Raw genomic sequence first — 21,955 nt, forward strand, 5'->3', positions numbered from 1 at the left:
TGGTTAATCTCGTATGCCTGTCGTGCGGGGGATTAGCAGCCCAAGGGCGCGTAGATGAGGTCTTTACCAGTCCCACCTTGTCTCAAGTGTATGGCTGGCCGATATCCGTCGAGGGGCTGCGGGTACATCCGCAGCGTGCAACGCCCACCATCAACCCACTCTTCTCACACAAATTGGAGGATTTCCATGTTTAAGAAAGTAGTGGTCACCGCTCTCGCGGCGACCGCACTCACCGTGCCACACGCTTCTGCGGAAGAAACCTGCACCATCGAATCCGGTTCCTTGAACTGGGGAATTAAGCACTCGTGGCGTTCCTACCTCAAAAGCGGTTTCGCTGCTGGTGATTGGTCCACTAGTGGCCCAGTGACGCAAACCGGTGATCCTAAGGGGAAGGATTTCTCTTTCGGCTTCGAGGTCGATCCTGAAACCTCTACGGTAACGGTAGATGAGGAGGGCAATGTGGTCTCGTCCAATATCGAGAGTAAAGACTCCTCGATCACGTTCACCGGTCACCACGGCGCTCTACATTCCACGGTTGTGGCACCTTTCATCAAGACCTCCGGTAATGAAGCCCAGCTCGGTTCCGGCTACGAGGTCTATCACGTAGAGGGTAAGAATATGCTGCAATACACCGAGGATGACCACATCGACGCCAATAAGCGCACCGGGGATGGGATCTTTGGCCACGGCACGGCGCAATGGACCAAGGAGGACGATACACTCACCCTTTCCGCCAGCGATGTGCGGTACAAGGAGCAGCAGGGAACAAAAGATGGAAAAATCGAGGGCGTAGACCAACTTTTCATGGGCATGTATAGCTCGGAGAACAAGCCTGAGCTTGATGATGCCCACCTAACCCTCAAGGTCTCCCCTGGTTGTGGCCAGAAGAAGGAAGAAACGCCGCAGGATCAGGAAAAGCCGCAGAATGAGCCTGCTCCCAAGCCGCCGGTAGCTTCGCCGGAAAAGGAAGAGAAGCCACAGAGTCAGCCACCAGCGACCTCGCAGACTCCGGCACCGCCGAAGGATCCGGAGACTCCAAAGACCCCTGAGACTTCGGAGCCTAAGAAGCCGGGCACTGATAAGCCAGAGAAGGACACTCCCTCCGGTTCTAGCTTTGCCAAGGTGTGGAACTACATCTTGGGCGTGGCAACCATTGGCAGCATGTTTGCCATTCTTGGGCAGGCCTTTATAAAGTCGGGCGCCCTTGAGAGCGTGCGTGCTCTTCTCCATTGGTAATAGGTGGTCAGCTAAGCGCGTCGTGATGGCAGCCGCATCCTAATGACGCGCGCACCGCAGGCAGTGGGGTAGGGAGTTAGTTCTTTTGGTTGATTTCTCCCCACAGGCCTTGTAAATAAGGATTGCCTAACCTTAAATTTAATTTTAGACATTAGGTAAGCATTACTTTGGAGGAAGTCAGTGACTGTGACGCTTAAGAAACCATTATCCGCCGCATTGCGCGAGGAGACCGCCCACGCTCACGAGAACGCGGAGGGTTCGGCGTTTATGCAGCGACTTATGTCAGGTCAGCTGAGCGCTGAGGCCGCCGCCGATTTAAGCGGCCAGCTGTGGTTTGTCTATGAGTCTCTGGAGCGTGCAGTCCGCAGTGTGGCGCATACTCCAATCGCCGGAGCGGTGGCCGATCCACGCCTTGAGCGGCGCTTTGCTCTGGAGGCGGATTTGGCGGCGCTCGTCGGTAGCGACTGGCGCGAAAAGATCCGGATCCTGCCGGCCACGGCATCCTACGTCGCCCGCCTAGAGGCGGTATCTGGCAGTGCAGCGGAAGTGGTGGCCCACCACTATGTTCGGTATCTCGGTGATATCTCCGGCGGCCAGGTGATTGCCGCGCGCCTCGGCACGCTTTATGACATCGAACCGGATGCACTGAACTTTTATGACTTCAGTGCCATCGGCAAGATTCCGCCGTACCGCAAGGGCTACCGCGAACGCCTGGATAGTCTCATGCTGACTGCGGAGCGGCGCGAGGCTTTGCTCTCGGAGGCGCAGCGCGCATTCGCTTTCAACTCGGGGATCTTCGCCGAGCTTGATAAGCGCCACTGATTTACTTTTTCTAATTTTCCAATTAAGGTAAGGCTGGCCTAATACTTTGGGCAAAGCTTCACCACTGCTCTCAAGAGGAGAAATTCATGAAAACAACATCCGTCATCGCCGTTGGAGCGGTTGCACTCGGCGCCGTCACCGCACCGGTAGCCTCTGCCGATGAGGCTCCAGCCGATGTCCCCGCCGTGGAATCCGGCCAATTGAACTGGCCCATCAAGGAATCCTTCATTCACCACGTGGACACCAACCCGCTTGCCAAAGGCATAATCAATACCACCGAAGGCGCGGAGAAGGTAGGAAAGGACTTCACCTTCCCGGTCGATGCGGCCCACACCACGCTGGATGCTGAGGGAAACGGCACTATTGGCACTCAGGGATCCGTGCAGATTCAAGGCTATCCAGGCTTCGGCCCTAATGGTTCCTACGGCGTCGATCTCACGTTTTCGGATATCAAGGTAGAAGTAGAAGGCCAAAACGCCACCATTACTGCGGATTATAAACTTACGGGCGCCTCCGGCCCGCTTAAGAACAAACCGGTTGAATTGTCTGGCGATGACGCCGCAATCTCTACCTTCACGCTTACTGAGCCCTTGGTGCCGGAAACCGGCAAGTCCTACGCCACAACTGATGCCCCCACCTCGTTGACCCAGACGGGCTCCGACATTTTCTTGGGCAAGTACCCAGTGGGGCAGCCGCTTGACGATGCCAACTCGGATCTCACCGTGGCATTCGACGGTGCCTCCGAAAACGCTAAACCATCTGACCAGGTAACCCCAGAAAAGAAGCCTTCGGGCGACAACGCTGCAGCCGATGGCTCCTCTTTCCACGGTTCTTCCTTCGGCACACTAGGCGAGACCATCGCCGCTGTTATCGAGCGGGTAAAGAAAATTGGCGCCTTCTTCTCTGACCTCGTTCTTCCTGGCCTGAGCTTGTCAAAGTACGTTTAAACAGCGAGCGCTCTCTCGCGGCCGTATTGCCTACGCCGCTCCGCCGTGGCCACCCGATCTAGTCCTTGACTGCATCGGGCGGCCACGGTTCTTTTTGGCCCGCCGCCTTGGCATCGTCTGTGAATACGGGCTGCCCGGCGGCTAAGTAATAGGGAATAAGGGGCACGGCAACTACACTAGGGCGAAGTTAAATCCGTCCGACTACGCGAATGCGAAGGTACATTTCCCGTGGCTAAACTCCTCTACCGGCTCGGGCGCTGGTCTTTCCTTAATAAATGGAAGGTCATCGTCACCTGGGTGGTCCTGCTTGCCGCCGCCGGCGGCGCTACCGCCTTGTTGATGAAACCGATGACGAGCGAGTTCGCTATCAAAGGCACCCCGTCCATCGATGCCACCTACAAAACGATGGATCTCTTCCCGGAAGGCGGCAATCCCGCCAACTCCCCATCGGTGAACTTGGTCTTCCAGGCCCCGGAGGGCCAAAAGCTCTCAGATCCCGCCAATGAAAAGGCCATCAAGGCGGTCATCACCCACCTCGAGGATAACCTGGAGATGGGCGATACCATGCGTTTTGGCAACCCCCTTGAGGTCTCGCCGCGGCTGCAGGATGAGGTCATCCACCAGTTCACGGAGATGGGGCTGCCGGAATCGTCCGCGCATGCCGATGCCGATAACCTCGCCATGGTCAACGAAGACAAGACCATTGCCTATACCACCTTCAACTTCGATGCCGAATCGCCCTATAGCGTGGACCAAGCCGATAAAGACATCGTGACGGAAGCGATGGACATCGGCAGGCAGCAGGGGCTTACCGTCGAGGCCGGCGGCGCCGGGTTTGGCGATGAGATTCGGGTTAACTCCACTTCCGAGATTATTGGCCTGGGCGTGGCCTTCCTCGTCCTCATTTTTACCTTCGGCTCCCTGGTCGCTTCTGGAATGCCGTTAATTTCGGCCGTCATCGGAGTCGGTCTGGGCGCATGCGGCATGCTGATTACCACGCACTGGATAGAGCTCAACAACATGACGCCGGTGCTGGCCATCATGATTGGCCTGGCGGTGGGCATCGACTATGCGCTATTTATCCTGTCCCGCTACCGCGCCGAGCGGGCCCGCATGTCCGCCCCAGCGGCCGCAGGTATGGCAGCAGGAACGGCGGGCTCGTCCGTGGTTTTCGCCGGAACCACCGTCTTTACCGCGCTTTTTGCCCTGCTCATTGCGCGCATCGAATTCCTCACCGCCATGGGGCTTTCCGCCGCAGCAACCGTGGCTATCGCCGTCCTTGTCTCCCTCACACTCATCCCCGCGATGCTCGGGCTTTTGGGGGACAAGGCGTTTAGCGGCCGCATCCCCGGCGTGGCCGGCAACCCTTCCCGCAAGGGCAAGGCGCGCCGCGGGCCTACCATGGGCCATCGCTGGGTACGACTGGTACAAAAGGTGCCCGGCTTGGCGATGGCCCTCGTCGTCCTCGCCCTCGGCGCCATGACCGCCCCCGTGCTTCACATGGAGTTGGCGCTGCCTGCCGATACCACCTCGAATCCCGATACCACCCAGCGCAAGGCTGCCGACCTGATGGCCGAGGGCTTCGGCCCCGGCGTCAACGGGCCGTTCCTCGCGGTTGTCGATGCCCACACCATCAACGCCGATTCCGCCGCACTCGCCCCATTGGTGGCGGCCCAGGGCGGAGAAGCCGAACCCGAAGAAGGTGCCGGCGAGCCGCCCGCCGAAAACCCGGAGGATCATGCGCCCGATAACGCGCCTGGGCCCGCGCCCAACGGGGCGCCCGATCAGCCATCGGACCAGCCAGCTGACCAGCCCGGCGATCACCCCGCGGACCAGCCTGGCGACCAGCCAGCGGAGCCGGAAATCGCCCCCGTCGCAGAGGTCGAGGACAAGGAAGACGCCGCCGCGCCGACCAGCGCCGAAGACAAGGCAGCGCTGGCGTCCTTCCTCTACACCGCGGATCAATTGAAGACGCTCGGCGGGGTAAAGCATGCACAAATCGTTTCGCTCAGCGAGGACCAGCGCTCGGCACAAATCATGGTGACTCCGGAAACCTCGCCAACGGAAGCCGCAACCATTAATGTTGCGCACGCGCTGCGCTCCGCCACCAAGGAGATCGAAGGCACCACCGGCACCGAGATCGGCCTGACAGGCCTGACCGCCGTGCAATTGGACATTACCGAGCGCTTGCGCGGTGCGATGGTGCCGTACCTCAGCATCGTTGTGGGGCTGGCGATCGTGCTGCTACTCGTCGTCTTCCGATCCCTCCTGGTGCCACTGGTGGCGGGCCTCGGCTTCCTGCTTTCGGTGGGCGGCGCCTTCGGACTGACGGTGCTGGTATGGCAAGACGGCCTGTGGGGCCTCGTCCCGGGCCCCGGCCCGCTGCTATCATTCATGCCGATCTTCCTCATCGGTGTGACCTTCGGCTTGGCCATGGACTACCAGGTCTTCCTGGTCACCCGCATGCGCGAGCACATTGCGCGGCATCCGAAGGGCACGTCGGGACCCTATAGCGCCGTCGATGAGGCCACCATCACCGGTTTTACCCAGGGCGCGCGCGTGGTGACGGCCGCGGCCATCATCATGATTTCGGTCTTCGTGGCCTTTATCAATCAGCCGCTGCCGTTCATCCAGATCTTCGGCTTTGCCTTGGCGGCGGGCGTGCTTTTCGATGCCTTCTTTGTCCGCATGACCCTCGTCCCCGCCTCCATGTTCCTCATGGGCCGCGCTACGTGGTGGATGCCCAAGTGGCTGGATAAGATCCTGCCCACCGTAGACATCGAAGGCACCGCGCTTGAGGAAGAATGGGAAGCACAACACGCGGATGACGGCCAGAAGACCAGGGAAGAAGAGGAAGAAAAGGAATGAAGGACTTAAGTTTCGACATCGATAAGCGCCTGCCCGAAGGCCCCGGCAAGCATGGTCGCAGTGGTGTTATCCACACCCCGCACGGCGATATCGCCACCCCGGCGTTTATCCCAGTGGCGACCAAGGCCACCGTGAAGACACTGACACCGGAGCAGATTCGCGCCACCGGAGCGCAGGCCATTTTGTCCAATGCCTATCACCTCTACCTCCAGCCGGGCCACGACATCGTGGACGAGGCCGGCGGCGTGGCGAAATTTGAGAACTGGCACGGGCCGACCTACACCGATTCCGGCGGATTCCAGGTGATGTCTTTGGGCGTGGGCTTTAAAAAGGTCATCGCCATGGACTTGGCGGATCTCACCGAAAAGGATATTCGGGTCGCGAAAAGGGAGCGCATGGCCAAGGTGGATGAGGAAGGCGTGGACTTCCGCTCGATTATCGATGGCTCCAAGCACCGCTTTACGCCCGAAAAATCAATGCAGATTCAGCACGGGCTGGGTGCAGACATCATGTTCGCCTTCGACGAGCTGACCACGCTCATTGATTCGCGCACCTACCAGGAGGAATCCGTTGCCCGCACGCACCGGTGGGCGCAGCGGTGCCTGGAGGAACACGACAGGCTCACCCGTGAGCGCTACCACCGCCCGAAGCAATCGCTGTGGGGCGTGGTACAGGGTGCGCAATACGAGGATCTGCGCCGCCAGGCCACCCGTGGGCTCTTGGACCTGGACCGCGCCGCGCGGGAGAAGGGCCAGCGCGGTTTCGGCGGCTTCGGCATCGGCGGCGCGCTGGAAAAGCAGAACCTCGGCACCATCGTGGGCTGGGTCTGCGATGAACTACCGGACGATAAACCGCGCCACCTGCTCGGCATCTCCGAACCCGATGACATCTTTACCGCGGTCGAGGCCGGCGCCGATACCTTCGATTGCGTCGCGCCGACCCGCCTGGCTCGCCGCGGTGGCGTCTACACCCTCGATGGCCGCTTGAACCTCACCAATGCGCGGTTCAAGCGGGATTTCAAGGGCATCGACGAGGAGTTCGGCGGCTACGTCACGGAGAACTACTCGCGCGCCTACCTGCACCACCTGCTCAAGGCGAAGGAATTTTTGGCCGGCACGCTGTGCACCATTCACAACGTGGAATTCATGGTGCGGTTAGTGGACAATATTCGCGCCGCCATCAACGGCGGCTACTACGAGGACTACCGCGATGAATTCCTGGGCCGCTACTACGCGGCGTCGAAGGCGCGGTAATCTTCGCGCTTTTTCACCAGCTTGATAACAGTGGAGGTTATGGGCAAAAGGACGACCTCAATCAGCGTCTTCCACACAAAGCCCACCACCACGTAGTTGATGAAACCGCTCGTGGTGTCGATGCCGATGACGGGCGCGGCGATGGCGCAAAACAGCAAGGTATCGCCAAACTCGCCCACCACGGTGGAGGCAATCAGCCGGGAGAAAAGGCCCTTTTCGCCGCTGCGCTTCTTCATCGCGGTCAGCGTCCACGCGTTGAGCAGCTGGCCCACCAGGTAGCCGGCCAGGGAGGCCAAAACGATGCGCGGCACCAAGCCCAGCGTGGCGGCGAAGGCCTCCTGGCCCTCATAGAAATCCGCCGCGGGCAGCCAGATGGCGATGTAGAAACACACCACAGCGAGCAGGGCCATCGCAAAGCCGATGTAGATGGCGCGCCGGGTGGACTTGAAGCCGTAGCACTCGGACAAAACGTCGCCGACGATATAGGCCAGCGGGAAGAGGAAGAAGGCGCCGTCGGTCACGAGCGGCCCGAGCTGGACGCCCTTGGTGGCGTTGATATTAGAAATCAAAAACGTCACGACGAAGATCGTGACGAGCCAGGGATAGAGAGTGGAATGAACGGGGATAAAACGCACTTGAGAGGAGGGGGATTTTTCCATGCCCACCATTGTGCCAAACCGTATGCTGGGAATATGAATTCCGCGACCACCGGGGCGGGCCGCTACGCCCCGAGCCCTTCCGGCGACCTGCACTTTGGCAACCTCCGCACGGCGCTTCTCGCGTGGCTCTACGCGCGCTCGACGGGGCGCAGGTTTGTGGTGCGGGTGGAGGACATCGATAAGCAGCGCTCCTCCCGCGCGGCGGCCGAGCGCCAACTCGCGGACCTTGCGGCCCTGGGGCTGGAGTGGGATGGCGAGGTCATCTACCAGCAGGATCGCGATGCCGCCTATGCCGCGGCGCTCCAGAAGCTGCCGGTCTACGAGTGCTACTGCTCGCGCAAGGATATCCGCGAAGCCTCCCGCGCCCCGCACGCCATCCCCGGCCAGTACCCGGGCACCTGCCGTGCGCTTTCCGATGCCCAACGTGCCACCAAGCGCGCCCAGCTCGCCGCCGACAACCGCCAGCCGGCGCTGCGCCTGCGCGCTGATGTCTCCACCTTCACCATCCACGACGCCCTGCACGGCGATTACACCGGCGACGTTGATGACTTCATCCTGCGCCGCGGCGGGCAGGACGGCGGCTGGGCCTATAACCTGGCGGTGGTCGTGGATGATGCCTACCAGGGCATCGACCAGGTGGTCCGCGGCGACGATCTCTTATCCTCCGCCCCGCGCCAGGCCTACCTGGCCTCCCTTTTGGAGATTGAGCCGCCGACCTACGTGCACGTGCCGCTGGTCCTGAATTCCGCGGGCAAGCGCCTGGCCAAGCGCGATGGCGCGGTGACGATGCGGGATATGGGGGAGCAGAGGGGCATCGTCAAGCAGCTGGCGCAGTCTTTGGGCTATGAGGCGGAGACCGCCGCCGAGCTCCTCACGCAATTCCGGCCGGAGGAATTGAGCCGCGAGCCGTATATTTGGCGCGCGTAATACTATCGAGCCCATGGAAGTTTTATTGGTTCTCATCGGGCTCATGCTGCTGACCGTCTTCGTTGTTGCGATCGGCGATAGGGTCGGGCTGCCCTGGCCCGCGCTGCTGACGATTATTACCGCTTGCGCCGTCTTCGTGCCGGGGCTGCCGCAATTCGACATCCCCACCGAGCTCATCCTTCCCATCTTCTTGCCGCCGCTGCTGTGGGCGCTGGCGCGGCGCACGTCCTGGGGCGTGATTCGCGGGCAGTGGGTGACCATCCTGAGCCTGTCCGTGCTGCTTGTCGTCGCCACCACCCTCGCCGTGGGTGCGACCGCCTACGCATTCCTGCCGGGAATTAGCATTGCCGCCGCCATCCTCATCGGCGCGGCCATCGCCCCGCCGGACCCCGTGGCCGTGGATGCGGTGGCCGAGCCCGCCGGCATCCCGCGCCGCATCATCACCACCTTGCAAACGGAGGGGCTATTTAACGATGCCGCCTCCATCGTCGCCTTCCACCTCGCGCTTGCCGCTGTGACCCAGGGCGGCGATATTTCCTTTGGCAGCGGCGTGCTGAGCTTCCTTTATTCGTCCGTCGTCGCGCTTGCCATTGGTTGGCTCATCGGGCGGCTGACGGCGCTGTTTATTACCCACGTCCACGATGTGGTCGCGCGCAACGCTTTGACCTGGGTGGTTCCTTTCGCCACCTTCCTCGTGGCCGAGGAATTGAAAGCCTCCGGGGTTATCGCCGTGGTCATCGCCGCCGTCGAGCTCAACTCGCGCGCCGATATCCAGGCCGAGGACCGGCTTTCCGGCCAGTCATTCTGGGAGACCATGGAGCTGCTGTTTACCGGCGTCGCGTTCGGCCTTATCGGGCTGACGGTTAATACGGCCATCGCGGAGGTCGGCTCGGATTTGTGGCACTCGGTTATGGTCGGCGTAATCCTCTCGCTGGTAGCCTTCGTGGTGCGTTTCGTGTGGATGTTCTTCTACTACCGCCTCAACGTCTCGCGCGGGCGCCCGCACGTTGCCCCGCTGCGGATGCAGGAGGTGCTGCTGATGACCTGGTCCGGCATGCGCGGCCTGGTGACCCTGGCGCTGGTTCTATCCATTCCCACCGGCGTCTTCGCCTTCCACCACGAGCTGGCCGTTATCGCCCTGACCGTCCTGTTGGTCACCATGGTGCTGCCCGGCCTGCTGCTGCCGTGGTTGATGAGGCAGCTCGATCTCACCGAGGCCTCGCAGGCCGCCAACGATAAGATGCGCGCCGCGGTGGTCTCGCGGGCGCGCGCCGCCAGCATCGATGCGCTATCGCAATTCCGCCCGGAAGACGATGCCACCGGCGAGGCCGAAACGGTCGATCCGGAGATTTCCGCCAACGTCATTCAGTGGTTCGAGGACCGCCTGGGCGATGGCGAAAACCCCGCCGAGAATAACGATATGCGCAAGCAGCGCGCCGAGGAGGCCCGCCGCGTCGCCCTGGAGGCCCGCCGCACCGCGCTGAACGCCGCGCAGAGCGAGCTCTTAGTCCTGCGCAAGGATCGGGCCTTCAATCCGGCCATCGTGGATGAGATACTGGAAGAGATCGACCGCATGGTCATCGGCACTAATCACCGGGAGATCTAGCCCATGGATCCACAACACTATGCCGAGCTCGAGGACGCGATGGACTACCTCTACGATTTCCTCGATGAGGATTTGGCGGACCGCGTGCGCGCCGAGCGCGAGTTCGTTCCGGCGGGCTTAGAAAGCTTGCTTGCCGATGACTCCCTCGACGACTACGTCTGGCTCTGGATCAAGGATTCCGGGCCGAACGGCTTCCGGCAGTACCTGCGCGATGGCGGTTATTCCGAGGCCGAGGTGCGCCAGACCTTTGCCTGGGCGCGCAGCGAGTGGGGCATGAATACCCCGCCGCATATCGCGTGGCTTAAAGAGGACGGCTACGAGCCACCGCGCATCGACTAGGCGAGGCGGTACGGCCCCGCCTTGCGCACCGCCGCATCGATGACCTCTGGGTCCACCGTGACGGACTCGGAGTGCTTGATGACGACATCCGCGGTGGCCTCCCCGGTCATCTCGAAGGTGGCTTGGCCCATTCCCGTATCGGCAAAGATGCCGTAGAGCTTTTGCAGGCACTTGCGCACGTCATTGTCGTTGCGGACGCCTTCGATGGCGATGCGGGTTTCGGTGACGGAAGATTTATCAGTCATAGAAACAGATTCTAATCCTTCGGTGTTAGATGCGGCCGTTGAAGGCCTGGAGCGCGGAATCCTCGCGGGTGCCGCCGCGGCCATCGCCGTAGTCGGCGTAATCACCAATCCAGGCAATGCGCGATACCCACTTCACGGCCTTATACCCGTGGTTCGACTCCACGCGGGCGCGCACTGGGGCGCCCAAGTGCAGATCGATGTCCTGGTCATTGCGCGAAATCGCCAAAATGGACTGATCTTCCATGGCGGTCTCGATATCGAAGGCCGCGTAGAAAGGCTCGCGCGGGCGGTTATCGTACATCTTTTGCGCCAAGCCATAGGACTCGATGAGCACGTAGTTGGCGCCTTCGGGGCGGGGGCAGAGTAGCTCGAGGACATCGGCAAGCTTGGGCCCTCCCCACTTGGAGGTCGCCGACCACCCCTGCATGCAGGTATGCGTGGCGATATAAGACGTCTGCGGCAGCTCCCGCAACTGCTCAAGGGTGACGGTCTTTTCGGTGCCGTTGACATCATCAGCCACGGTAATGGCGTAATCCTGCCAGCCATTGCGCTTGTACTCGGTCCACTCAGGGGACTCCTTCTCCGTCGGCGGCAGGCCGTTGGTCCAGTGGAAGGAGGAAATGGGCATCGGCGAGTCCTTGGTCTCCTTGGGCTTGCGCGGGTGGAAGTGATTCAGCGAAAGCTTGCGGCCGATTTCGGTGAACGAGACCAAGAAATTATGCGCCCGGGCGCGGTCTGCCAAGGTCCAGTAGGACAGGGCAATCCAGAAGATGATGACCGCCACGATGGTGATGACGACGGTGGTAAAGGCCTGCACATAGCGCTCGGTGGAGACGTCGCCGAAGACGATGTGGACCATGTTGTGCTCGCGGTGCACGAAGAAGACCAGCACCACGTGGACCAGGATGAACGCGGACATCAAGACCATGCCGATAAAGTGCAGTGAGCGAGCGCCCTGGTGCCCGCCCAACATCTTCACGAACCACGGGAAACGCACGCGGATGGCCGGCGACATGCCCAGACCGGTCACCATCATGAAGGGCGCGACGATGAAGATGACGAAGGCGTAGGCAAGCTGCTGGAGGGCATCGTAGGGCGTGAAGTGCTCGATGCCGGGCGCGCTGAGGCTGATATAGACCTTGAAGGTATCCCAAGCCTCCGGGATGATGTCCCAGGACGTGGGGATGAGGCGCTGCCACAGGCCAGTGGCAAAGAGCAGCACGACATATACCAAGCCATTGAGGACCCACAGCATGACCGATAGGCCGTGCCAGTGGCGGCCGAGGCCCACGTTTTCGCGGCCCGGCAGGGTCACCAGCGGCGACCACGAAAGCTCGTCCATCAAAGAGGTATATACGCCCTCTTCCTTGGGCAGCTTGCGCTTGGTAAATCGCAGCCATTCGGTGCCAGGGGCGCAGTCATTGCGCCACCACAGGCGCGGCATGGAAGAAAGCATTTCCAGCCCGGAGCGCAAGAGCATGCCGATGAGTACAAAGTTGATGAGGTGCGTCGCGCGAAGCCACAAAGGAAAATCGGGGTTTTCGCCGAGAGCCAAGACATAGTCCATGGGGGAGAGCGTCCTAGTGAGATAGTTTATGGGGAAAGGAACTATCTCTATTTTGACGGGTTTTCACGGATTAAACAAGCAGGCTGTAGATATGCGGAAATCCCGACCCTTTCGAGCCGGGATTTCCAGTGGCGGAGGATGTGGGATTTGAACCCACGAGGGGCGTGAACCCCGCACGCGTTCCAGGCGTGTGACATAGGCCGCTAGTCGAATCCTCCGAGAAGAAACATTAGCAGCCGTGGCAATTAGAATGCCAATCGCCTGGTCAGTGCCGATTTTTGGGCAATTATTGGGTTTCGGTAGGGCAGGACCCGGCGCTCACCGAACTGCTGCCGCTTGCCGATGCCCCCACAGCCTTCCGCCTCGCCCCAAGCGATGTCGGGCGGCGGTGTATTTGGCTTATGCGGGCCGTGGGCGTTAAAGTAAGGGCAGGATTCCGCGTGGCGTCCATCCTCTGAACTCCCCCAGGGCAGGAATGCAGCAAGGGTCAGGAGGCTCTGACGGGTGCGCGGGGTCCCTTTTTTATGCAGGGTGCGTTAGTATTGGTGGCTAAACGTCGCACCACACTACGGAAGGTAAGACATACTAATGTCGCTTCTCACTCTGGAATCGTCCGCCTTGGCAGAACTTGCCGCGAAAGTCCGCGAAGAATATGCGGGACTGAAGGCAAAGGGCCTCAAGCTGGATTTGACCCGTGGCAAGCCATCGAAGGCGCAGCTCGATCTCTCCAACGCGCTGTTGTCGCTGCCGGGTGAGGGAAACTACACCGATGCTGAAGGTGCTGACCTGCGCAACTACGGCAACCTGAAGGGCGTTAAGAAGCTGCGCGAGCTGTGGGGCGAGCTTACCAATATTGACCCAGAGCTCTTATTGGCCGGCGATAGCTCCTCGCTCAACATCATGTTCGACCTCATTTCTTGGGCCTATACCTTCGGCACCAATGATTCGCCGCACCCGTGGAGCGAGGAAGAAACTGTCAAGTGGATCTGCCCGGTTCCCGGCTATGACCGCCACTTCGCCATCACGGAGCTCTTCGGCTTCGAGTTGGTGACGGTGCCGATGGAAGACGACGGCCCGGATGTCGAGGCCATCGCTAAGCTCGCCCAGGACCCACAGGTCAAGGGCATGTGGATCATTCCCATGTTCTCCAACCCCACCGGTGCGCTCATTTCGGAGGACAAGACCCGCCGCCTGGCGGACATGGATACCGCGGCGCCGGATTTCCGCATTGTGTGGGATAACGCCTATGCAGTACACACGCTGACAGACGAGTTCCCGGAAATCTTGCCGATTCTGGACATCGCCAAGCAGGGCGGGCACCCCAACCGCTTCTGGGCCATGTCCTCGAGCTCCAAGGTCACTTTCGCGGGCTCTGGCGTGAGCTTTTTCGGGTCCTCGGCAGACAACCTCGACTGGTACCTGGCGAACGCGGGCATCCGCGGCATTGGACCGAATAAGATCAACCAGTTCGCCCACGCCGAGTTCTTTGGCTCCGCGGACGGCGTGCGCGAGCTGATGCGCAGCCACGCCGAGCTGCTGGCGCCGAAGTTCGCCGCCGCGCGCCGCATCCTGGATGAGCGTCTGGGCGAGTACGGCGTCGCGGAATGGACCGACCCTAAGGGTGGCTACTTCATTTCCATGGACGTCGTCGACGGCACCGCCACCCGCGTGTGGGAGCTGGCTAAGGATGCCGGCATCGTGCTCACCAAGGCGGGCGCGGCCTACCCGCACGGCCGCGATGAGAATGACCGCAATATCCGCCTTGCGGTGTCGCTGCCGCCGCAGGAGGAAATCGAGGAAGCCATCGACGGCGTTGCCACCTGCGTGCTTCTGGCGGCCATCGAAAAGGCGGAGGGCTAAAATCAACGCCGACGAATCCGCCGTGTGGCTCAGCGAGGTCATCCCGGCTCCCCTGGAGTTCCGGTACGTCGACGGGCGCAGGCTGGGTTTAGCCACGCTTGCCGATGCCCAATCCCTCGCCCTCACCACCACCTTCAACGACGTCGATACCGGCCTGCGCAGCGATGCCGAAGGCCTAGATGTGCGCTGCGAACTCGTCACTGTAGCGCGCGTGGGCCAGCCCGAAGTCGCCGCCGCCGTGGGGGCCGCGGCCGCGAAGCTGGAGAAGGCGGGCGGCCTCTTGCCCGCGCAACCCGGCGTCTTGCTGCCGTCGCTTTTGGATCTCCCCGGCGAGCTGACCGTGCACCACGGACTGCTCATCGCCCCGTACCTCTGGGGCGGGCAGACGCCGCAATACCGCGAGGAGAACCGCCTGACGCTCGTGCTGCAGCTGGTCATGCTGACGGATGCGGAATATGCGTTTGGGGTGGAAGAGGGCGTCGGCAAGCTGCAGGAGGCCGTGGCCGAGCAGGGCATTGACCTGCTGGACTGGTCGCGCGAGGGTTAGCCGGTAAACTGGCTAACCGTGGCTTTATACCGGAAATACCGTCCAGCAACGTTTGCCGAGGTCGTGGGGCAAGAGCAGGTCACCACGCCGCTATCTGCCGCCCTCGACGCGGGGCGCATCAACCACGCCTACCTCTTTTCCGGCCCGCGCGGCTGCGGTAAGACGTCTTCGGCGCGGATTATGGCCCGCTCGCTCAACTGCGAGCACGGGCCCACCTCGACGCCGTGCGGTAAGTGTGATTCGTGTGTGTCGCTCGCGCCCGGCGGCCCGGGCAACCTGGACGTGACGGAGCTCGACGCCGCCTCGCACAATGGCGTGGAGGACATGCGCGAGCTGCGCGATCGCGCCTACTATGCGCCGGCGGAATCGCGCTACCGCATCTTCATCATCGACGAGGCGCACATGATTTCCCCGTCCGGTGCCAACGCATTGCTTAAGGTGGTTGAAGAGCCGCCGGAGCACGTGATTTTTATCTTTGCGACGACGGAGCCGGAAAAGATCATCGGCACCATTCGCTCCCGTACACACCACTATCCCTTCCGCCTGCTTACCCCGCCCGCGATGAAGGGGCTGCTGCAAAAGACCGTGGCCGCCGAGGGCGTGCAGGTCGAAGACGCCGTCTATCCCATGGTCATCGAGGCCGGCGGCGGTTCCCCGCGCGATACCCTGTCGCTGCTGGACCAGCTTTTGGCCGGCGCGGGTCCCGATGGCCTGACCTATGACCTCGCGCGCCCGCTGCTCGGCGTTACGGACGTCACGCTTCTCGATGACACCATCGCCACCCTCGCCGAGAACGACAAGGCCGGTCTTTTTGCGCAGATAGACAACGTCATCGAGGCCGGCCACGATCCGCGCCGGTTCGCAGTGGATCTGCTCGACCGTTTGCGCGACCTGATGATCCTGCAGGCCGTGCCTGGGGCCATCGATGCGGGCCTAGTTTCCGCGCCAACCGACCGCGCCGAGGTGCTCACCGCCCAAGCGCAGCGTTTTTCCGGCCCGCAGCTAACTTATCTTGCCTCCACCGTCAATGACCGCATCAGCGATCTGACCGGGGCCACCTCGCCGCGCCTACTGCTCGAAATCATGTGCGCCCACTTGCTCATTGGTACCTCGTCCGGCGCGGCACCGAGTGCGGCATCCGCAGCCCAGCCTGCCCAACCCAGCGGCGCCCCGCAATCCGCACAATCTGACCAGCCCAACCATGCTGGCCAAGGGGCACAGTCTGCACAGTCACCGCAGGCAGGACAGCCGGGCCAGTCAGCACCCTCTGCAGGAAACGGGCCAGCCTTTTCGGGCGCCCAGGATCCGCAGTCGGCAGCGGCCGCCATCATCGCGCGGCGCCGTGCAAAGTCCCAGGCTCAGCAAAACCAGGCCGCTACTGGCTCCACTGCTTCAGAGGCACCTGGACAACAACGGAATCAAGCGGCCGCGGGCACCGGGGCACCGGAGCCGGCCCCGGAATCGGCATCACCGTCAGCATTGTCATCGCCGTCTCAACCTGAGCAAACACACGAGCGGCGGGAGGCAACGGCGCAGCAATCGCAGGCCGGGCATGAGGACGCAGCGCAGCCGGCAGGAGCTGAGAATGAGGAACAATCAGCATCGTGGCCTGCGCAATCGAGCGCGGAGTATACGCAGCCGGGGCAGCAGCAAAAGGCTGGGCCATCTGACCAGGCAGAGCAGCCAGAAAGAGCTGATTGGGCTGGGCAGCCTGAGCAGCAGTCCACGGATTCGCAGTCTAGCGATGTGCCTGCGGAGGACGCTTCGGCTACCGCGGCAGGCGGCAACGTAGAAACTGACGGTAGCGCGGATCCATGGGGCCAGGAGCGCCAGGTTCCGCAGAATGCGCCAGCCCGCGGAAACGACCAGGCGGAACCGCTGGAGAAACCGGTGCCGGCGGCGCCAGCGCAGCCGGAGAGGCAGGACCAGTCGAAGGGGGCATCGGCAAGCGGCGATGACGGTGATTTCGTGGAGGCAGTGAAGCGGAAATGGGTGGAGCTGAGGGGGAGCGTCGGCAAGCGTAATAAGGTTGCCGAAATCATGCTTGCCGAAGCCCGCGTGCTCGGATTCCGCGATAATACGCTGACGCTGGGGCATACCACCGGTGCGCTGGCAGAACGCATCAATGCGCCGGCGAATAATTCCGTCATCGTGGACGTGCTGCGGGAGGAATTCCAGCGCGATATTCAGGTCAACTGCGTGGTGGGCACGGACCCTAAGAGCGCAGGGTTCGATGCGCCGCGGGCCCCGCAGGCCAAACCCGAATGGAACCCCAACGCGCCCGAGCGGGAGCCAAGCGACGACAAGGAGGCGGAGAGTAAGCCCGGGTGGCGCTCGCGCATTGCCAAGGCAAGCGAGGTGGCGAAGCAACGCGATGAAGAATTCGCGCGCACGCCGCAATTTAGCAACGGGGTGCCGCTGCCGCCCGAGCCGGAGGGCCCCGCGGACGAGCCGCCGCCGGAAGAACCGCCGGCCTATACGCGCGATGACGAAGAACGCGACATGGTCGAAGCCGCGCAGTCCGCAGGCGAAATGGACCACCGCAGCGCCACCGAGATAGCGATAGAACTCGTGGAAAAGGAACTAGGCGCACGCCGTGTCTAGGACTGCGGCACGGTAGACTCGGGCGGTAGCAAAGCTACAGTGGATTTATTTAGAAAGGACGAAAGCTATGGCTGAACAAGATTCCACCCCACAACCCAACGACATGAACGACCTCATCGCGCAGGCGGCGCAGGTGCAGGCCGAGCTGCAGAAGGCGCAGGAAGAAATCCTGGCCACCAACGTTGAGGGCAGCGCGGGCAATGGCCTGGTTAAGGTGACCATGACCGGTGGCGCCGAGCTAGTAGACCTGCAGATTGATAAGTCCGTGGTTGACCCGGAGGACATCGATACGCTGCAGGACCTAGTGATGGGCGCGTTTAAGGATGCCCACGCCGCAGCGGGCAAGTTGGCACAGGAAAAGATTGGTCCCCTGTCGCAAGGCATGGGCGGCCAGGGTGGACCGTCGATGGATGACATGTTCGGCGGCTTCTAACCGCGCGATATTCTTAAAAGGCCGTTGCCCCGGTGATGGGGCCGCGGCCTTGACGTAATTTTGGGAGTTGTGGTGTTTGAAGGACCTCTGCAGGACCTCATTGATGAGTTTTCGCGGCTACCGGGCATCGGCCCGAAGTCGGCGCAGCGTATCGCGTTTCATGTGTTGCACATGGAACCGGAGGATATCGAGCGCCTGCAAAATGCCTTAGGCGGCGTGCGCGACGGCGTTACTTTCTGCCGTATTTGTTGCAATATTTCGCGCGAGGATGTGTGCCGGATTTGCATCAATTCGCAGCGCGACGCCTCGACTATTTGCGTTGTGGAGGAGCCGAAGGACATCCAGGTCATCGAGCGCACGGGTGAGTACGAGGGGCGCTACCACGTGCTTGGCGGTGCGCTGGATCCGCTGGCCAATGTTGGGCCGAAGGATTTGAATATTTCCACGCTCCTCCAGCGGCTGGGCGGGGTGCTGCCGGATAGGGAGTTGGCGGATTCCACGCCAGAGGCCCCGCTTTACGACGACACCCCTACCATCCGTGAGGTCATCCTCGCCACCGACCCGAATACGGAGGGCGAGGCCACCGCGGCTTACCTGGTGCGGTTATTGCGGGACTTTCCCGATTTAAAGATCACCAGATTGGCCTCCGGCATGCCGCTCGGAGGCGATTTGGAGTTCGTGGACGAGCTCACCTTGTCCCGTGCGCTTTCGGGGCGCTTGACCATTTAGGGGCCCGCAGCACCGACCGCGGCACCGCTCGGTTTCTTGGGGTTTAGGGCACGGCGGCGGTCGGCCCGCGTGGCGCGCGGCCAGTAAAGACTGGGGGAGGCGCATTCGGCTCCGGTGGCGACGCCGAGTCTGGCGGTGGCGCCGAACGTGACGGTGCAGCGGAGCCCGGCGGGGCGGGGCGGTCCGTGTGGCGCGGATGCGGCGGCAGCCAGGCGATGCGCCCGTTGATGCGCGCCATTCGCCCGCGTCCCGGAAGGCCGTTGATGGAGTTGTGGTACGGGCACAAAAGGCACATGTTCGCCGGGTGGGTGTGGCCGCCGCGGGCGTATTCGAAGATGTGGTGGGCTTGGCATTCGGCGGCGGGGCGTCGGCAAGCGGGCCACGCGCAACGCGCGCCTTCGGCCTCGAGCATGCGGCGTTGTTTGGCGGAGGCGTGGCGGGCGCGGTAGAGGTTGACGGGGCCTTCCTCGGGGTGGATGAGGGTGAAAAGGCCGGCGCCGGCGAGCGTGCGGCGGATAAGGTCGGCGCCGGTGATGGTGGCGCCGTTGGTCATGGCGAGGCGGACTTCGGAGCCCTCGCCGTGCAAGATTTTCAGGTAATCCGGCAGCTCGATGATGACATTGGTGGTTACGCTGGCCGGCGCGACGGCGCGGGAACCGGTGAGCCAGGCGAGGGGATCGCCCTTCGCGGTGGCCCAGATATCGGCCATTTCAGCGGCGGGGCCGGTAAAGCTCAGCGTGGTTTTCTCGCCGTGCAGGATGCGGCGCCCGCCGTCTTTGCGCTCGGGCGGCGGGGCGATTTCGCGCAGCAGGCGGGTGGCGGCGCGGGACACTTCGGCCGTGGTCCCGGCCGTAGCGCACAGGGTTTTGCGGAAGCGCCAGCGCTCGGTGGGATTTTTCACGCGCTGGGAGCGGCGCGCGATGAGCGCGAGCGTGTCCAGGCTGTGCTCGTTGCGCCGTGCGGCGGCCAGGGCGCGGCGTTGATAGCGCGAGTGGCTGGTGGGCGCGAGGAAAGCCTCGGCGGTGCGGCGCAGCTCGCGCGCTTGGTCCGCAGGCAGGGGTAGGTCAGCGGCGGCGTAGGCCTCTTCAATCAGGTCTACGCCGCGCTTGGCGATGTCCCCCAGCTGCTCCAATAACGTCATGCCCCGCAGCCTAGGGTTGGGGCCTGGGAGCTACAAGGCGACCGCGGCCAGCCTGTGGATAACTCGGCTCAATTTGGCTCTTTTTGGTTGTGAAGGCCGCGAATTGGGGAAGTTATCCACAGGTTTAGCGCTGGGAGCGCGGCGGCTCGGCGGCGTTGAAGCGCTCGGTGCGCAAACGGTCGACCGCGGGGATGTCTAGTGGATCGAGATCGGCGAGCGAAACGCCCATGGCTTGGGCCAGGAGCAGATCCGCGAGCTGCGGGTTGCGGGCCAAGGCGGGGCCGTGCATATAAGTGGCGATGACGCTGCCCTGCACGGCGCCTTCGTAGGTGCGCTGGGTGGAGCCATCGGCGAGATCCGCAGTGGCGGCCTGGTCGGCGTTGCCATTGCCGCGGGTCAGGGTTCCCAGCGGTTGGGCGGACGGGCCGAGGATGGTCGCGCCCAAGTGGTTTTCGAAGCCGGTAAGCGGCTCGGTGAGATCTGCGGTCACCCCGGCGCCGGTAAGGGTGGAAGACACCTCGCCGATGGCGCGGTCTTGCATGCCGGCGGTGGTGGCATCGATAAGCCCGACGCCATCGATAACCCTGCCAGAGGCGCGGAAGGACTCGCCGAGGACCTGCAGGCCAGCGCAAATGGCCAAGATGGGGCGGCCGGACGTGGCGGCGCGGGTCAGCCCGCCATCGGCAATGAGGTGTTCTGCGGCAAGAATCTGCGCGGTGTCTTCGCCGCCGCCAATGGTATAAATATCCAGCGTTTCGGGCACGGGTTCGCCCAGCCGGATGGGGTGAATCTCGGCGTCGAGGCCGCGCATGCGGGCGCGCTGGCGCAGCACGAGGGCGTTGCCGTCATCGCCGTAGGTACCGAGGACATCGGGAAGCACTAGGCCGATATTAAGCATTATTAGCCTCCTTGGACAGGGCCTTTTTCAGATCGCGGAAGGCGGTGTAATTGGCAAGGACCTCGATGCGGCCCTCAGGGCAGGCGGCGAGCGCATCCATGGGATCCGGGATGAGCTCGTGGGTGATATCCGCGTAGACGAGGCGGACGGCAAGGTCGGTGCCGCGCTCGCCGGCGGCCTTGACGCTGAGACCATTGAAGCCCTCGAATTTCACGTCCCAGAGCCAGGACATGTCGATACCATCGGCAACTTGCCCGTTCGTGGCGATGACCAGCCCATCGGCGCTGCGATCCACCATGGACAGGGCCTCTTGCCAGCCGGCGGGGTTCTTGGCCAGCAGCAGGCGAATCTCGCGGCCCTTCCAATGGATGGTGGAATACCGGCCGGCGACGTCATCGATGCTTTCCGCCGCGGCAATAGCGCGGTCCAAGTCCACGCCAAAGCCCTCGACGGCCGCGGCGATGGCCTGTGCCGCGTTGCCGCGATTGGCGCGGCCCGGCAGCGCCAGGTTGAGCGGGCGTTTTGCGGTGGGGGTGATAACGCCATGCTTATCGACGCCCCACGTCGCCTGCGGGCGGCGGAACTCGCGGCCATCGGCAAGCGGCTTGACCGCGTACCAGTCATCCTCGGTGCGCACGACGTGGCCGCCGGTGCGCGGGCAGGTGACGGAATCGCCGAGCCAGCCGGCGCCGGCGGAGACCCAAATAACGTTCTTGGCGTCATAGGCCACCGAGGTCATGAGCACGTCATCGCAATTGGCGATGACCAGCATGTCCGGGTGGGCCTCCACGGCGCCGCGGAGGGCGCGCTCGATCTTGTTGATCTCGCCGACACGGTCGAGCTGATCGCGGGTGAGGTTGAGCAGGACGAGCGCCTGCGGGTTGAGGTTATCGGCAACGTGCGGCACGTGCAGCTCGTCGACCTCGAGGACCAGGTGCGAGGCGTCCTTGCCCGCCATGAGCGCAGAGATGATGCCGGCGTCCATGTTATCGCCGCCGTCGTTGGTGGCGACGTGGTGCTCGGCGCGGACCGCGGCGGCGAGCATGCGGGTGGTGGTGGACTTGCCGTTGGTGCCGGTGACCAGCACGGCCGGGCGCCCGCCGCCGAGGTTGGTCATGATGGAGGGATCAATGGCATTGGCGATAAGGCCGCCGATCATTCCGCCGGCGCCCCGGCCGGTGGCGCGGGAAGCGGTGGTGGCCAGCTTCGCGGCGGATGTCGCGGCGGTGGTGCGCAACTTCTTCAAGGCACCCGGGACTGAAAAACTCATGCCC

The 21,955-nt window shown here is 62.8% G+C and carries 19 protein-coding genes, 1 tRNA gene, 1 other RNA gene and 1 pseudogene; 15 read left to right on the forward strand and 7 right to left on the reverse strand.

Going from position 1 to position 21,955, the window contains the following annotated elements:
* The 6 genes and pseudogenes from ABRP93_RS03565 to tgt form a co-directional block, all read left to right on the forward strand.
* A pseudogene (locus ABRP93_RS03565) lies at nt 1-194 on the forward strand (hemin ABC transporter ATP-binding protein); the annotation flags it as partial.
* Nucleotides 187-1,236, forward strand: coding sequence for an HtaA domain-containing protein (locus tag ABRP93_RS03570; protein ID WP_349886937.1), 1,050 nt, complete (start codon nt 187-189; stop codon nt 1,234-1,236). The pseudogene ABRP93_RS03565 and the gene ABRP93_RS03570, both read left to right, overlap by 8 nt.
* A gap of 180 nt (nt 1,237-1,416) precedes the next feature.
* Nucleotides 1,417-2,058, forward strand: a complete 642-nt coding sequence (locus tag ABRP93_RS03575) for a biliverdin-producing heme oxygenase (protein ID WP_023024977.1) — start codon at nt 1,417-1,419, stop codon at nt 2,056-2,058.
* An 86-nt stretch (nt 2,059-2,144) separates the two neighbouring features.
* Nucleotides 2,145-3,005 (forward strand): HtaA domain-containing protein, encoded by an 861-nt coding sequence (locus tag ABRP93_RS03580; protein ID WP_349886939.1) that lies wholly within the window; start codon nt 2,145-2,147, stop codon nt 3,003-3,005.
* Nucleotides 3,006-3,233: 228 nt separating this feature from the next.
* Nucleotides 3,234-5,873, forward strand: coding sequence for an MMPL family transporter (locus ABRP93_RS03585; RefSeq protein WP_349886940.1), 2,640 nt, complete (start codon nt 3,234-3,236; stop codon nt 5,871-5,873).
* Nucleotides 5,870-7,126 (forward strand): tRNA guanosine(34) transglycosylase Tgt, encoded by a 1,257-nt coding sequence (tgt, locus tag ABRP93_RS03590; RefSeq protein WP_349886941.1) that lies wholly within the window; start codon nt 5,870-5,872, stop codon nt 7,124-7,126. The genes ABRP93_RS03585 and tgt overlap by 4 nt, the downstream gene beginning before the upstream one ends.
* Here tgt and ABRP93_RS03595 read toward each other — a convergent pair.
* Nucleotides 7,102-7,794 (reverse strand): queuosine precursor transporter, encoded by a 693-nt coding sequence (locus ABRP93_RS03595; protein WP_023024985.1) that lies wholly within the window; start codon nt 7,792-7,794, stop codon nt 7,102-7,104. The genes tgt and ABRP93_RS03595 overlap by 25 nt on opposite strands.
* A gap of 24 nt (nt 7,795-7,818) precedes the next feature.
* Here ABRP93_RS03595 and gluQRS point away from each other — a divergent pair, with 24 nt between their 5' ends.
* The 3 genes from gluQRS to ABRP93_RS03610 are packed head-to-tail and all read left to right on the forward strand — an operon-like array spanning nt 7,819 to nt 10,657.
* On the forward strand, nt 7,819-8,712 hold the full coding sequence (gluQRS, locus tag ABRP93_RS03600; RefSeq protein ID WP_349886943.1) for a tRNA glutamyl-Q(34) synthetase GluQRS: 894 nt from the start codon (nt 7,819-7,821) through the stop codon (nt 8,710-8,712).
* Nucleotides 8,713-8,725: 13 nt separating this feature from the next.
* On the forward strand, nt 8,726-10,318 hold the full coding sequence (locus ABRP93_RS03605) for a cation:proton antiporter (protein WP_023024989.1): 1,593 nt from the start codon (nt 8,726-8,728) through the stop codon (nt 10,316-10,318).
* 3 nt (nt 10,319-10,321) lie between these two features.
* Nucleotides 10,322-10,657: a hypothetical protein gene (locus ABRP93_RS03610; RefSeq protein WP_005276440.1), complete on the forward strand. Its 336-nt coding sequence runs from the start codon at nt 10,322-10,324 to the stop codon at nt 10,655-10,657.
* Here ABRP93_RS03610 and ABRP93_RS03615 read toward each other — a convergent pair.
* The 3 genes from ABRP93_RS03615 to ABRP93_RS03625 form a co-directional block, all read right to left on the reverse strand.
* Entirely contained in the window at nt 10,654-10,902 is a 249-nt protein-coding gene (locus tag ABRP93_RS03615) for a hypothetical protein (protein ID WP_005276443.1), read from the reverse strand. The two genes, ABRP93_RS03610 and ABRP93_RS03615, sit on opposite strands and share 4 nt — an antisense overlap.
* Before the next feature lie 25 nt (nt 10,903-10,927).
* Nucleotides 10,928-12,469, reverse strand: a complete 1,542-nt coding sequence (locus ABRP93_RS03620; RefSeq protein WP_023024992.1) for a molybdopterin-dependent oxidoreductase — start codon at nt 12,467-12,469, stop codon at nt 10,928-10,930.
* A 129-nt stretch (nt 12,470-12,598) separates the two neighbouring features.
* Nucleotides 12,599-12,687 (reverse strand) — tRNA-Ser (locus ABRP93_RS03625).
* A gap of 209 nt (nt 12,688-12,896) precedes the next feature.
* On the opposite strand from ABRP93_RS03625, the gene ffs reads away from it, so the two are divergent.
* The 6 genes from ffs (at nt 12,897) to ABRP93_RS03655 (ending at nt 18,642) form a co-directional block, all read left to right on the forward strand.
* Nucleotides 12,897-12,993: signal recognition particle sRNA small type (ffs, locus tag ABRP93_RS03630), an RNA gene on the forward strand.
* Nucleotides 12,994-13,057: 64 nt separating this feature from the next.
* Entirely contained in the window at nt 13,058-14,329 is a 1,272-nt protein-coding gene (locus ABRP93_RS03635) for an aspartate aminotransferase type Ic (RefSeq protein WP_349886944.1), read from the forward strand.
* Between the two features lie 22 nt (nt 14,330-14,351).
* On the forward strand, nt 14,352-14,876 hold the full coding sequence (locus ABRP93_RS03640) for a hypothetical protein (protein WP_349865760.1): 525 nt from the start codon (nt 14,352-14,354) through the stop codon (nt 14,874-14,876).
* 18 nt (nt 14,877-14,894) lie between these two features.
* Nucleotides 14,895-17,480, forward strand: a complete 2,586-nt coding sequence (locus ABRP93_RS03645; protein WP_349886945.1) for a DNA polymerase III subunit gamma and tau — start codon at nt 14,895-14,897, stop codon at nt 17,478-17,480.
* Between the two features lie 67 nt (nt 17,481-17,547).
* Entirely contained in the window at nt 17,548-17,913 is a 366-nt protein-coding gene (locus ABRP93_RS03650) for a YbaB/EbfC family nucleoid-associated protein (RefSeq protein ID WP_023024999.1), read from the forward strand.
* Between the two features lie 72 nt (nt 17,914-17,985).
* Nucleotides 17,986-18,642, forward strand: a complete 657-nt coding sequence (locus tag ABRP93_RS03655) for a recombination mediator RecR (protein WP_023029977.1) — start codon at nt 17,986-17,988, stop codon at nt 18,640-18,642.
* Nucleotides 18,643-18,685: 43 nt separating this feature from the next.
* On the opposite strand, the gene ABRP93_RS03660 is transcribed toward ABRP93_RS03655, so the two are convergent.
* The 3 genes from ABRP93_RS03660 to ABRP93_RS03670 form a co-directional block, all read right to left on the reverse strand.
* Nucleotides 18,686-19,783: an HNH endonuclease signature motif containing protein gene (locus ABRP93_RS03660; protein ID WP_349886946.1), complete on the reverse strand. Its 1,098-nt coding sequence runs from the start codon at nt 19,781-19,783 to the stop codon at nt 18,686-18,688.
* Between the two features lie 124 nt (nt 19,784-19,907).
* Nucleotides 19,908-20,681: a type 1 glutamine amidotransferase gene (locus ABRP93_RS03665; RefSeq protein WP_349886947.1), complete on the reverse strand. Its 774-nt coding sequence runs from the start codon at nt 20,679-20,681 to the stop codon at nt 19,908-19,910.
* Entirely contained in the window at nt 20,674-21,951 is a 1,278-nt protein-coding gene (locus tag ABRP93_RS03670) for a Mur ligase family protein (protein ID WP_349886948.1), read from the reverse strand. The genes ABRP93_RS03665 and ABRP93_RS03670 overlap by 8 nt, the downstream gene beginning before the upstream one ends.
* Nucleotides 21,952-21,955 lie beyond the last annotated feature (4 nt).

The sequence above is a fragment of the Corynebacterium sp. KPL2850 genome, from assembly GCF_040225855.1.
Taxonomy (GTDB): domain Bacteria; phylum Actinomycetota; class Actinomycetes; order Mycobacteriales; family Mycobacteriaceae; genus Corynebacterium.